Source organism: Streptomyces sp. NPDC048248, from assembly GCF_043201875.1.
Taxonomy (GTDB): Bacteria; Actinomycetota; Actinomycetes; order Streptomycetales; family Streptomycetaceae; genus Streptomyces.
On the sequence record NZ_JBICZL010000027.1, the window covers coordinates 17387 to 30018 of the forward strand.

Annotated in this window: 8 protein-coding genes and 1 pseudogene; 2 read left to right on the plus strand and 7 right to left on the minus strand. The window is 63.8% G+C overall.

Translation table 11 applies throughout. The features are described from left to right. Nucleotides 1-21: 21 nt before the first annotated feature. Complete coding sequence (locus ACGFZW_RS35435) at nt 22-729, minus strand: SpoIIE family protein phosphatase (RefSeq protein ID WP_393897440.1); 708 nt, start codon at nt 727-729, stop codon at nt 22-24. Between the two features lie 7 nt (nt 730-736). Beyond that, the gene (locus tag ACGFZW_RS35440) at nt 737-1759 is read right to left on the minus strand and encodes a hypothetical protein (RefSeq protein ID WP_393897441.1); all 1023 of its coding nucleotides are present in this window, start codon (nt 1757-1759) and stop codon (nt 737-739) included. Between the two features lie 636 nt (nt 1760-2395). Between ACGFZW_RS35440 and ACGFZW_RS35445 the strand changes: the two genes are divergently transcribed. Continuing rightward, the gene (locus ACGFZW_RS35445; protein WP_393897476.1) at nt 2396-3322 is read left to right on the plus strand and encodes a phosphotransferase family protein; all 927 of its coding nucleotides are present in this window, start codon (nt 2396-2398) and stop codon (nt 3320-3322) included. Between the two features lie 674 nt (nt 3323-3996). Here ACGFZW_RS35445 and ACGFZW_RS35450 read toward each other — a convergent pair. From ACGFZW_RS35450 to ACGFZW_RS35460, 3 genes are all read right to left on the minus strand, one after another. Then, complete coding sequence (locus tag ACGFZW_RS35450) at nt 3997-4959, minus strand: NAD-dependent epimerase/dehydratase family protein (RefSeq protein ID WP_393897442.1); 963 nt, start codon at nt 4957-4959, stop codon at nt 3997-3999. A gap of 466 nt (nt 4960-5425) precedes the next feature. Beyond that, nucleotides 5426-6673 (minus strand): diaminobutyrate--2-oxoglutarate transaminase, encoded by a 1248-nt coding sequence (ectB, locus tag ACGFZW_RS35455; protein WP_393897443.1) that lies wholly within the window; start codon nt 6671-6673, stop codon nt 5426-5428. Next, a complete protein-coding gene (locus ACGFZW_RS35460; protein WP_393897444.1) occupies nt 6670-7620 on the minus strand; it encodes an ornithine carbamoyltransferase in 951 nt (316 codons plus the stop codon). The genes ectB and ACGFZW_RS35460 overlap by 4 nt, the downstream gene beginning before the upstream one ends. 51 nt (nt 7621-7671) lie before the next feature. Here ACGFZW_RS35460 and ACGFZW_RS35465 point away from each other — a divergent pair. Further along, nucleotides 7672-8358: pseudogene (locus ACGFZW_RS35465) on the plus strand (transposase family protein); the annotation flags it as partial. 27 nt (nt 8359-8385) lie between these two features. On the opposite strand, the gene ACGFZW_RS35470 reads toward ACGFZW_RS35465, so the two are convergent. Further along, nucleotides 8386-9516 carry an inosamine-phosphate amidinotransferase 1 gene (locus ACGFZW_RS35470; protein WP_393897445.1) on the minus strand — a complete coding sequence of 377 codons (1131 nt, stop codon included), beginning with the start codon at nt 9514-9516 and terminating at the stop codon, nt 8386-8388. 42 nt (nt 9517-9558) lie between these two features. Beyond that, nucleotides 9559-10500 carry a TauD/TfdA family dioxygenase gene (locus ACGFZW_RS35475; protein ID WP_393897446.1) on the minus strand — a complete coding sequence of 314 codons (942 nt, stop codon included), beginning with the start codon at nt 10498-10500 and terminating at the stop codon, nt 9559-9561. Nucleotides 10501-12632 lie beyond the last annotated feature (2132 nt).

Below are 12632 nucleotides of genomic sequence, written 5' to 3' on the forward strand. Positions count from 1 at the left end.
CGGCTTCGGAAGGCGCCTGCGTCAGGTGCGGCGGATCACGATGGCAGTGGCGTCGTCCCTAACGCCATCGGCCCCGGTCTCAGCGGCGGCCACCAGGGCATCCGCGAGGGCCTGTGGCTCGCCCTCGTACGTGAGGGCCAGTGCCTCCATCGCGCCGTGCGGCATCTGGTCGTGGATCCCGTCCGACGTGAGCACCACCAGGGGGGACTTGGTCCACGCCTCGGCCACGGTGGCTACGACGGCGGTCCCTACCGTCGTACGGACCCACTTGGCGGCCGGGCGCGGGGGCTCGCCGGTGTACCCACACCTTGCCAGTTGCTCCGCAAGATTGTGATCGACGGTCAGAGGCTGGAGTTGTCCACCCTCCAGGGCGTAAGCACGGCAGTCACCGACCCACGCAATGCGGATCTGGTCCCCATCAGCTTGCGCCGTCGCGATCACTGCGACGGCGTCCGGCTCCGGCTCTTCACCCGAGCCCGGATCGGCCACCAGCTCAGTGCCGGTGAGAAGACCAGCGAGCCCTCCCCGGCGAGCCGCGATACGAGCGATGACCGTGGCGAGCAGCTGCGCGACAGACGCGACACGTCGGCTGTGGCCGATGCCGTCGACCACGGCTGCAGCGGTGGTGCCGTCCTCTTGGAGGTGGACGGCGACCGCATCCCCGCTGGGGGCCGTGGTGCCTGCCCTCGTGGCTGTTCCAGTGCGCACGTTCCTGTGTGCGGAAGCCATGGCCATCTTAGACAACCTCGACGAGTACGGCGGATTGGACGATCCCCACGCCCTCGCTGAAGACAATGGCGAGGTCGCCCGGAGAAACTTCGCCGGCTTTGATCGCAAAGTGAAGAGCCGCGATCGGGTCCGCCCCGCCTAAATGACCGATCTCACGTCCCCGGTCCTCGCTAGATCGCGCGGGCTTAAGGTTACCGAGGAACGGAAAATATTCTTCCTCTAGCACGTGGCGCCCCCTGAAGGGCAGCACTATGCGGGCCACTCGTTCGCGTTCGATGCCAGCATCGGCCAACACTCGTTCAATCACGACGCCTATTCCGTTCCCGCGCATCTTCCAGGCTTCGTCCCGAGATATTTCGGACGTCGAATAAAAGGCGCGAGAGCGCTCTGAAAGGTTCACCGGAAGGCTTACTCCGTGACCGAATGCACGGGGGCCGCGGTGAACTCCTTCGAGGTTCGGCTGTGTGTAACTCACTGCCGCAAGAACACGCGCGATTCCGTGCTCCCTGGACATAACCAAAGCCGCTCCGCCGTCCCCGAATGGCGTATCCGGGTCAACGGTCCACCGGTCGATGACCTCCATTGGCTGCCAGCTTTCAGCGGCAGTGATCAGTGCGGCCGGATGTTCGATATTGAAGGCGAGATGAGCGGCAGCCCAGCGAATTCCGTTCACTACTCCATCGCACCCATTCATCAGTTGCGCCACGTCCCGGAAGCCGCCCTGCCCAATTTCCCGCTCAAGCCACATCACGGGATTTGACATCCGAGGGGAAGGGTCTAGGACGGACGTGTGAACGAGCAGCCCGACGTCGTCGAAGCCGTACCCAGACTCAGCCAGGGCTGATTTCGCCGCGCGGGCGGCAAACACGCCTGGAGATTCGCCCTTCGGAGCAACTGTGACGGTGCGCTGCTCTGTGCGCTCCGCGAGTTTCGACGGATAACTGCCATCTGCCACAGCCTCTGAAACCGGGACGGCATGCGGCAAGTCCACAGCCGTCGCCGCGATAAAGATATTCTCCCAACGCGCCATGATGGTCTCCGTCCACTTTTCTGTGTTTCGGATTGCATTTCTTCGAGGCCGGTCTGAGCTTCTCCACGGGACCATAGCAGAGGAGTTATCAAATTGCTTGTGGAGTAAGCGAGTTGAGGCGGCCGTTGGTGATTTGGTCAGGGCGCCTGGCTCTGAGGATGTTGCCGGCCATCTGTTGCCCGAGGAGGCGACGGTTGACATCTCTGCTCTCAGTAGGGAGAGACGGTTACCGCCCTGCGAGTCTCGTCTGTCCTACTTCCCTCGGATCTCACCGTACTTCCGCCCCAGGCGCCACTGGATGTACCGGAGTTCCCCACCCGGGTTTTAAAGTATTTCCCCGCTTCGGATGTTTCGCCACCGGCATCGCCTTGCGGGGAGGACGCCGCTGCGGAGCTTGTCCGCCACTATCACGCGCGGCATGGTCTCGATACCTTGAGGAGGTCGCTGCGGAAGCAGTCGCCTCCGGGATGATCACCCCCTCCCCCTCACCTTAGTGTCGCGAGCGGGTGTTGGATTTGTATGAACGTCACTCCGGCAGGGTGGAGTTGGCCTCTCGGAAGATATTTGCGCCTGCCGGCGTCTGCGTGATCACATGACACGGTGAATAACTTTGATGAGGAGACGACTGTCCGACCGATGACGTTGGCTTGGGTGAACCAGCATCTGGACGTCGGCGAACGGATCGTCAAGACCGAGACGCTGCACGGCGGCATGACTGCCGAAATGCGCAGGCTGACTATCGGCACAGAAGACGCAGTCACCCGTCACCTGGTGCTGCGCAGTTTCGTCGACCCGTTCTACATGGAGAATGCCAAAGACTGGCTGAGCAGGGAGGCTGGCGCCCTAGCACTACTCGCAGGGACCGGTGTGCTCGCTCCTGAGCTGGTCGCGGTCGACCCGACCGCCGCGCATTGCGAGTATCCATCGCTGCTGATGACGCATCTGGCGGGCCGATCGGTCCTCGACAATGAGGGAGTTGAGACCCGCGTTCCCTTGCTGGCTCGTCAACTCGTGGCCATCCACGCGCTACGGCCCGCCGAGCGCCCTCAGGAGTTTAGGACGTTGACGACGGCCGAGAGCGTCGTGGTTCCGAAGGGCGGCGACGCTACCGCCTGGGCCGCAGCGATCAACGTGATCCGCAAGCCCGCACCGCCCTACGAAGGTCGATTCCTGCACCGAGACTTCCAACCCGGCAATGTGCTGTTCGACGTGCCGCCTTCAAGCCCGACACGTGCCCGGATCACCGGCGTCGTCGACTGGTCACAGCCCTCCTGGGGCCCTGCAGACCTCGACGTCGCACACTGCTGCACCAATCTTGCGCTGCTACACGACCCGGCCTGGGGTTTGCGGTTCGCTGAGGCGTATGAGGAGGCCGGCGGGGCGCTGGCAACGGCGGCGAGCGAGCGACTGTACTGGCTAGTGCGGGATGCGCTGTCGTGCTCCGAAGAAGTTGAATTGTGGGCGCAGGCATACCAAGACGCAGGAAGGACCGATCTCACGACGAGCATCCTGGAACGGCGGCTGGATACCTATGTCACCGGCCTAGTGAACGCGCTGGGCTAAGCCAAAAACGGCCTACAGCAGTACCCTGACCTCATTACTCATCGTGCCCTCATCACGCCACCGAACGCGACGAGGGCACGATGACCGCATCATCCAGTTCCCGCGGGAACTCCGTACCATGCTCGATGGTTTCGGCACAGCGCCGGACAACCTGACTCATGTACGAGGGCCTGCCAGTCCAGTCGGCCGCACGGTTCTGGAATTTAGTGGATCGCCAAAGCACATCGGCTGCGGACGTGCCATTGGGATAAGGCCTGCACGCCACGCTGATTTCAGCAGGCGCGGATCTGGCCATCGGCGACCTCCACGGCATGCCGATCGAACCCGCGGCTTCGCCGCCCAGTTCACTTCTTGCCTAGGATTTCGGCGCCAGCCCAAACCCGAACAGGCCGAGCCCCCGCCCTGTAGCGGCAAGAAGCAGCTCCAGCCCTGCCCGGCCATGCGCCGGACCGGACAGCACCGACCAGACCACGCCGCCGACGGACGGCGCCGCGTTGAGCAGGCCAAGCGTTTCGGGTTGCCGCCGAAAACGCGTCGCGTTGATTCCGCTTACAACGCGGCAGGCTTGCCGATCACCGTCACCCCACCGACCACACGATTGCCTATGACGAACCGCGGCCCCGGCACCAACGACCGCGGGCCCGGATGGGCCGGCGTGGGGACATGGGGAGGGATCAACGGCCGAGTAGGACGCTGTTCTCCAGGAACCAGTCGATGGTCTTCTTGATCCCGATTTCGAGGCTAACTGCCGGCCGCCAGCCGAGGGACTGCTCGGCCTTGCTGATGTCCGGCTTACGCACGGCTGGGTCATCCTGTGGACGTGCAACGAACTCGATGCCCGAGGAAGAGCCGACGAGCCCGCAGATCAGCTCGGCAGTGGCGAGCACCGTCATCTCATTCGTCCCTCCGATATTCACCGGTCCCTGTTCGCCCTGCGCCCACAGGAGCCGGAGGAGTCCTTCCACGGTGTCGCTCACATAGCACAAGGATCGGGTCTGGCTGCCGTCCCCGGTCACCGTCAAAGGCTCTCCGGCGATAGCTTGGCGAATGAAGTTGGGGATCATCCGGCCGTCGTCGGCGCGCATGTGCGGTCCGAAGGTGTTGAAGATCCGGGCGATCCGGGCATCCAGGCCACGTGCGTCTCGATGGGCGACGGTTAGCGCCTCGCTAAAGCGCTTGGCCTCGTCGTAGACGGCGCGCGGGCCCACCGGATTCACATGGCCCCAGTAGCTTTCGGGCTGGGGGTGGACCTGAGGGTCGCCGTAGACCTCACTGGTGGACGCAAGCAGGAATCGCGCATCCTTGCGGCAGGCCAGGTCCAGGGCATGCTGCGTCCCCGTGGACCCAGCATGCATCGTCTCCAGGGGACGCCTCATATAGGCGACAGGGGACGCGGGGGAAGCGAGGTGGAGCACCGCATCGACCGCGCCCCTGATCTCAAACCCGGCCGATACATCGGCCTCCAACAGCTGGAAGCCGCGGTGGCGGGCCAGCGGCTCGACATTGCGTACGTCGCCCGTACTGAAGTCGTCGACGCACACTACTGCAGAGCCCTCAAGTAGGAGCCGCTCGCACAGATGCGAGCCCACGAAGCCGCCGCCGCCCGTGACCACTACACGTCCTTCGTGTTGCACCATGGCTCTTCTCTCCTTGATTTCGATATGACTACGGCGTCGCGGTCCCACGCTTCATGCGTGGGCCGTTTCACCACGTCTGGAACTGTGGGGTGCGAATACGCAGCCTGAGCCAAAAATTCCTTAACGGGACTGCTGAGTAGGCGACGTGTGTTCATAGAAGGCCACATCACTAAGCCACCGGTTTGGGAATTATGCGAAGACGCTGAAATTTTCTCTCTCGGTCAGAACATCCGGGTCCTCGCCAAAGGCGTGAATCCTTCGGTGGAGGCGTCGTAAACGCAAACGATCGTCCGCGCGTCCACCTTCAACCGCCATTGCAGGTGGAGTGCGATCTCCACGATGCCAGAAAAATGGCTCTCATCTGCGCAGCGTAGAGTTCGGCACCTTGCTTGATCTTGGCAGCAGGGGAACGCACAACGTGCGGACGTTCCGCTGCTGTCCCACGATCCGGCGTCGGCGCCCCCGCTCAGACGCGCGTGACGAGAGCCGACTTCACGGATGCATCGAGGATTTCCAGCGCGTGGTCGATGTCGCCGTTGGAGACGGTGAGTGGCGGCAGTAGTTTCACGACTCCACCGGCCGGGCCGCAGGTTTCCACCAGAAGACCGCGTTCGAATGCCGCTGCACTGACCTGGTCGGCCATGGCGCCGCCGGCGGTCCTCAGGCCCAAGGCGAGGCCACGCCCACAGGCCGCCAGCCCTTCCCCGGGGTATGAGGCCACGATCTGCTCGAGGCCTCCGGCGACGTGTTCTCCCTTGGCCCTGGTGGACTTCTCCAGCTCGTCATCGTTCCAGTAGAGGCGCATCGACTCGGCTGCGGTTACGAACGCCAGGCTGAACCCGCGATAGGTTCCGTTATGCTCCGCCGGCTCCCACACGTCCAACTCGGGCCGGATCAACGTCAGCGCCATTGGAAGCCCGTAGCCACTGATGCTTTTCGACAGGCACACAATGTCCGGCTGGATCCCGGCGTCCTCGAAGCTGAAGAAGGAACCGACACGACCACAGCCCATCTGAATGTCGTCGACGATGAGGAGCACGCCATGACTTCGGCACACGGCGGCGAGTCTCCGCATCCACTCGGCGCGGGCGACGTTGATCCCGCCTTCGCCCTGCACGGTCTCCACGATGACGGCGGCCGTCCCGGTGAGACCGCCAGCGGAGGCCGCCAGCTGGCCCTCGATGTCCGCGACACCAACGTGGTCCTCGTCGTAGGGCAGTTCCACGCAGTCCGAAAGAGCTATCCCGGCGCTGCGGCGGATCACCGGATTGCCGTTCACCGAGAGGGCTCCCAGGGTCATGCCGTGGAACGCGTTGCTGAAGTGGGCAACCCACTTTCGGCCGGTGGCCTTCCGCGCCAGCTTGAGCGCCGCCTCCACCGCGTTCGCTCCGGCGGGGCCGGGAAAGACGACCTTGTACTCCAGCCCTCGCGGAGCGAGAATCTTCTCCTCCAGCGCCTCCAGCAGCTGCCCTCTGGCCACCGTCCACATGTCTAGGGCGTGCGTGACCCCGTCCTCTTCGAGGTAGTCGACGAGCGCCCGCTTGAGAGCAGGATTATTGTGACCGTAGTTGAGGGTTCCAGCCCCGGCGAAAAAGTCCAAGTAAGGCGTGCCGTCCACCCCGTAGAGCCGGCTTCCCGCTGCCCGGCCGAACACCACCGGCCACCGTCGGCTGTAACTGCGCACCTCGGAGTCGAGCCGCTCGGCGATGCTCAAGACGGCGCACCCGCCGTCCACAGCAACGCCGCCGCAGCAGCGGACGCCTTGTGGTAGGCCTGCCGCTGCACGAGCGAAGTCACGCTGTTGCCATCCAGGACATCGGACGTCACCTCCTGGTCCCGGACCGCGGGCAGGTCGTGCATGAACACCGCTTCAACCGATCCGCTGAAGCGCCTCATCAAGTCCTTGGTGACGCTAAAGCCCGCGAAACGCGACAGCCAGTCCTGATCGTGCCGAGCCGCACTCATCGACTGCCACCGCGTCGTGTAGACCACGTCGACCGGGTCCGGTGCGGTAGGCACTTCGTGGTGCTGGCGAACAACGCGTGCGCCACGAATGGCGTTCAGCGAATCGATCTCCTTCGCTGAAAATCCCGAGCCGTCCGGGCTGTAAACATCGAGGCTGCGGAAGGGCAGCTTGCAGACGAGCAACGCCAGTGCCCGAACCGTGTTGTTCACCTCTCCCAGATAGGCCAGGCGCAGGTCCTCGACGTCACCGAAGTGCTCACGCATCGCGCAAAGGTCCGCGATCGCCTGAGTGGGGTGCTCCTCGTAAGTCAGGGCATCGATCGTCGCCGGCACGTGCACCGCCAGCTCGGCCAGGTCGCGCTGTGGGCCGTTAGTGCGGGCGACGACGACATCGAGGTAATTGGCCAGCATCGCGCCTGTGTCGCTCCATGTCTCACCCGTGGAGACCTGCAGATCGGCCTGACCGAGATGCAAGATGTCGCAGCCCAGCGTCAGCGCCGCGCTCCAGAACGAAGTCCGGGTCCTGGTCGACGGCACGGTGAACACCAGGCCCACCCTCGTCCCGGCCATTCGGCCCCTGAAAGATTCCGGCGTCTGTCCGTAGCGAAACGCGATTTCGCCGATATCCGTGATGTCTTCCGTGCTGAGATCCGCCAGGCTCAGCAGGGGCCGCCGGTTCGGAAATCCAGCATTCATTGAATTACACCTACTCCTCTAAAGGTTGTCCCGTAACTGATCGGGTTGATGGGACGATTGCAGCAAATGATCGAAAGCTGTGGTGACATCCAACGCGGCTGGCCATTGCGGTTGCCGCTGGAGGACCGGGTGCCGTTGGTGGGCACGCACTGGCGCGCGACCTGACGCCCTGACAGGTGCTCCGCTGTTCACGTTGTTCGGGGTCTCGAAGTCTGCCGCGGATCGGATCCTGGACCACCTCGCACCGCTGCTGGCCATCTCCCCGGCCCGCCGCAAACGCAAGGCCACTGTGTACGTCGTCGCCGGCACGCTGGGTGCCTGCCCGGGACCCCAGCATCGCGGCCTCTAGCACTACCGCTACTCGACGAACCTCCAGGTTGTCATCGGCGCTAACGGCCGCCTCGTGGCGGCCATCGGTGATCCGCTGCCCGGCAGCCGCAACGACTACCGGGCCTTAACGGAGTCCGGAGTCGCCGCGGCTGCCGCGGCATTCCCACCTTCGCCGATGGCAGCAACCAAGGCACCGGCCTGCTGGTTCCCCACCGCCGACAACGCTTTCAGAAGCACCTGAGCACCGAGCAGGAAGCCGAGAAGAAGGTCCATCGCAAGGCCCGCGCCCGGGTCGAGCACGAGCTCTCCCGTTCGAGAACTGGAAGATCTCGCGTGACCGAGGGCAACGGCGTACACCAGGCCGTGCTCGGCATCGCACGCCTGCACAACATGGCCCTCACCGGATAACTCCCACCCGTGCGGGACAACGTCTAGTCAGTCCAGATAGCGTTCGGGACCGCCCTCGCGCACCGTGTCCAACGTGACGCAGTGGAATCCGCCGCCAAGCACTCGCGAATGACGCAGCTGCCGCGGCACGACCGTGATGCCCTTTGACTCCAGCGCCCGGATCAGGTCGATTTGATTGGAATCGACGATGGCCAGCTCCGGACTGACCATCAGCAGGTTCATCCCCACCCAGGGAGTGCTCAGCGTACGCGTGAGCAGTGGTGCCACCGGCTCCTTGATCGGCGGGCACCAGATCACGTCCCATCCGCGCAGCACCTCCGGGATGGTCTCCGGCTTCACGCGCTCGGGGTTGAGCAGCACCAGGCCCGGCCGCAAGAAGCAGATCGTGCTGTCGATGTGCGTGCCCTGGTACAGGTCACGCAAGGGATGCACCCGGATGTCGCCCAGCAACTGCAAGGTTGACTGCAGCCAGCGCAGGCCGATCTCGTTGCCGCTGCGGGAAACCTGGTAGAAGACGTCACGCCCAAGCCGCAGGACGTTGGCCGCCTCGAATGCCGGCTCCGCCTCGCCCAACGTCGGGTTGCCCGCCTCGTCGGTGAGGAACAGGTCGTCCCGCAGCTGCGGTCGCGGAGCGCCCAGCCAGTGCGCACCGCGCTGCAGATAGTCCTGGAACAGCTCCCTCAGATTGGACAGCTCAAAGTACCGGCCACGTGACGGGCTCGGAGTCTCAATGATCGTCGAGCCGACGACCAGGGCGAGGTCTCGCGGGCAGTACGAGTGACGGCCTCGTGTGTGCCAGCCAGGGCCACCGAACTCCTGCTCGTGATCGGACGCGGGCGGCTGATGAACCACCACACCCATCTCGCGCAGTGTCGTCACGAGATCGGCCAAATCCTCGTTCGTCTCCTCAATCACCCGCTTCGGGAACTGCCCCCCGACCTGTTCTCGTTCGGACGGTGAGAGCTCGGGGTAATCGTTGAGCCAGGCCGAGAGATCAGTCTGTGACGGAACTCCCGCGCTCGTTGCGTCGCCGACGATGATCTCTCGCAGCGGACTGAACTCGTCCCAGGAGTTCACCGCTTTCGAGCGGTACTCCGGTTGCGTCGCACTGCTGACGCCGAGGTCTACTTTGGACTTTGTTTCCGGTAGCACTGTCATGTGTTTGGTCCTCCTGTGTCCTCTGCGGCTTTTCTGGCTCGGCTACTCCGGTATGCGCGTGCCCCAGCGACGGAACGTCAGGGCGGATCCGCAGATCATGGTTCGCATCAGCCAGCGATCCGTTCCGTCGAACCGGGGGGTGAACGGCGTGCGAGCATGGACGACCCGCTTGTTGTCGAAGATGAGGAGATCGCCCTTCTCCATCACATGGGAGATGGCGACCTTGTCCAGCGCCACACCGAGCTCTCTCAACGCGTCCGCCGCCTCGGCGTCGGCCTCATCGACCGGTTCCAGGTGGTGCGTGTCGTAGGCGATTTCCGGCGAGGACTCCGATCCCGACAGGATCGGGAGAGGACGCATCGGCACATCGTCCGGCAGCACATGCGCGGGGTCCGGCCGCACGTGGTAGCGCGCCTGGCGGAGAACCGCGATCTGATCGCTCGAGAGGTCGACGTCCTTCACCTGAGCGTACTTGGACGCCCCAGAGGGGTCGCCCCTCAGACAGAGCAAGCCAGCGTAATCGCAGCGGTCCTCGCGAAAGCTGTCCTCGCAGTGCCAGTCGAGCATGCCGGTGCTGCTCTGGCTGGTCTGGGTGAACTCCATCTTCCGCACCGGCACCATGTTCTGGACGATGCGACCGTTGTAGAGGCTCGCGTAGTTGAAGGGCTCCCCGAGCATGACCGTCACCGCGGTGAGCAGCAGGGAGGCGTGCTGTGCCGGCCCGGGAGGCGGTGGTGCGTACGGGGCTGACGCCGTCGCGGGAAGCTCTGCGCTGTCCGGCAGGAGCCCACGCAGGAGGATCACGTCCCCCTCCGGCGCGAATCGCCGGTACCCGATGACGTGGCGGCGCAAGTTGGCGGGCAAGAGCGAGTTCACTTCGAGCGCTAGATCGACGAAATCGTCCGGTGCGAGTTTTTCAAGATCCCTGTTACCCACCAACTTGCCGATCGCAGTCCAAAGCTCTTCAGCTTCGTGCGGCTGCATCTTGATCGTCGATGTAGGCGTATTCGTTGTAGATTCCACTCCAGTCCCCTCTCACTTAAGCGTTTCACCCCTGAGCGTGGATACATAGCGCTCGCATAAGGAAGGTGATATTGCACCTCGATGAACACGTCGAGACGTGACCTGAAAGCGAAGACATCAGCGTATGCCGTCATTAGAAAGGGACTCACGTCGCTCTCGCCGCCGTCTACCGATCAGCCGCATCTTCGCTACACCATTGCCCAGAGTGTTTTCCGTTTCGGAAATGACCAGTGGTAGCGATGTGTTTCACGCTCGGCGTGTTCAACATCTGAGCATGTCCGATCGTGAAATCGCAAGACCCAGGCGAGGCGCAGGGTTCCGCCCTGGAAATGGACGGGCCGAATGTTCGCGGTACGCGAAGATCGACCAGGAAGATGCTTACGCCGACGAACGCAAAAGGGCATCGGCGCTGGTTGCCGTGCTTGACGCAAAGGTCCGGTACAGGGACCTCGCCGTGGATCGTCTCGGATGAGCTGGGGGGCCGCCACCGCCGCGTGGAACACGTTCAGGAATTCCGGGTGCATGCCACGGCCGGGTCAGGAAGTGCTGTGTGGGATCGCGTGTGGCGACATCTGCACGCGGGTCCAGCCGGCCAACCGGCAGTTCACCGGCTGGACTGGTCCCGTTGTGTGTTCGCCCCCTCCCACGTCTGGAGGCCAAGAGGGCAAGCCACACGGTCCCTCGTCGGGCGGGCCGCCGTCGACGAGCACGTCCAGCTGCCGGACTCCCCCACGGAGAACCGACCGAGGCCGGATCGAAGCACCAGGCGCAGGATCCTGCCGATCACCTCCCGCGCAGGCGCCCCGGTATCAAGAGTCTCGGTCAAATCCGGACCGGCGTTGAACAGACCTTCCCCCGCTACGGCTTCGGCGCTCGGAACGTCAGACCGAACTACATGACGCTCCGTCTCGTTGGCCTGCAGCCTCACCTCGGCTCAGGAGGGCCCGCTCAAGACCCTGTACAGGCTGTAGCCACGTCCTGCCAGCGGCCCCAAGGCACAGCGGGAAGGCCCCAGGGAGGCGTGAGAGGTGGTGCCGACATACCAGCGTGGCATGTGCATCCGCGGAATTTCCGCGGTTGCACGACCAGCCCAATGACATCTTGGGCGGCTTCAATGAGTCTTTTACCGACATTGTCCTTCCTGGGCGCTTTCAGTTACCCCGTTGGGCGATTCTCCATCCGCAGCTCCTTGCAAGTGCCCTCCACGTGTGTCGACCGGCGAGCGGTACGCGAGGAGCGGCAACTCGCCGACAGAGGCGCTCCGGACGTGAGGCTCAGAGGAACGATGCGCGTGTGCCGCGATTCATCAGCGCACCCCGCCGCGCGCTGGAAGACCGCTGACCCATGGCGTGAACTCGGTTTCGAGGCGCGATGGTCCGCGGGGAAGGAACCGACGTCGGACCAGTTGCAGGCAGGGGACGGCATCGGCGTCCTTGTGGATGTGGTGCGTCGACAGTCCAGGCAGTCTTGACCAAGGCACGCCGGCGCTTCAGGCTCGGGATCCGATATGCACCTGATCGGCATCGACGGTGGTGCAAGACCAATATCACAACGGAGGAACACGCAGACTCACGCGGATGAGGCGGACGAGATCGTAGCCCTCCATACACATGAGGACATAAGGAAGAGGGACCGAAGCCGAGCCTAGAAGCAGCATGAGAGCCAGGAACCTGCCGCGCGCGGCGGTCAAGATCCTGCTGCGCGACGCTACCGGACAGGTGTACTTGCGTCGCCGCACCGCGGGCAAGGACCTCTACCCGGGCTGTTGGACATCTGGTCGGAGGATTGGCTACTGCCGGGGAAACCCACTCCCGGCCCGCCAAAAAGGAAGCTGAGCGAGGAATTGAGCCTGCACGGCTGCACTCGGCGTTCCGTGATGCACCGTTGGCACATCGATACAGATACCAACTATCTTCCTTAACCTTACGAAACACCCTACGAGTCTGGCAAACACGGGCTGATCGTTCATTATGAGAGCGAGATCGTCGGTTCAGCTGGGACGAACGCAGAGTCTGACTCTCCGACCTCGCATAGATGCTTGCCCCTGATGCGCAGTCGTACCTAGACCACTGACCGCACTATTACGGCAACCA

Coding starts and splice junctions, on each gene's coding strand:
- ACGFZW_RS35470 (WP_393897445.1), bottom strand. CDS start 9,516: ATGACAGTGCTACCGGAAACAAAGTCCAAAGTAGACCTCGGCGTCAGC.
- ACGFZW_RS35460 (WP_393897444.1), bottom strand. CDS start 7,620: ATGAATGCTGGATTTCCGAACCGGCGGCCCCTGCTGAGCCTGGCGGAT.
- ACGFZW_RS35440 (WP_393897441.1), bottom strand. CDS start 1,759: ATGGCGCGTTGGGAGAATATCTTTATCGCGGCGACGGCTGTGGACTTG.
- ACGFZW_RS35445 (WP_393897476.1), top strand. CDS start 2,396: ATGACGTTGGCTTGGGTGAACCAGCATCTGGACGTCGGCGAACGGATC.
- ACGFZW_RS35450 (WP_393897442.1), bottom strand. CDS start 4,959: ATGGTGCAACACGAAGGACGTGTAGTGGTCACGGGCGGCGGCGGCTTC.
- ACGFZW_RS35475 (WP_393897446.1), bottom strand. CDS start 10,500: ATGCAGCCGCACGAAGCTGAAGAGCTTTGGACTGCGATCGGCAAGTTG.
- ACGFZW_RS35435 (WP_393897440.1), bottom strand. CDS start 729: ATGGCTTCCGCACACAGGAACGTGCGCACTGGAACAGCCACGAGGGCA.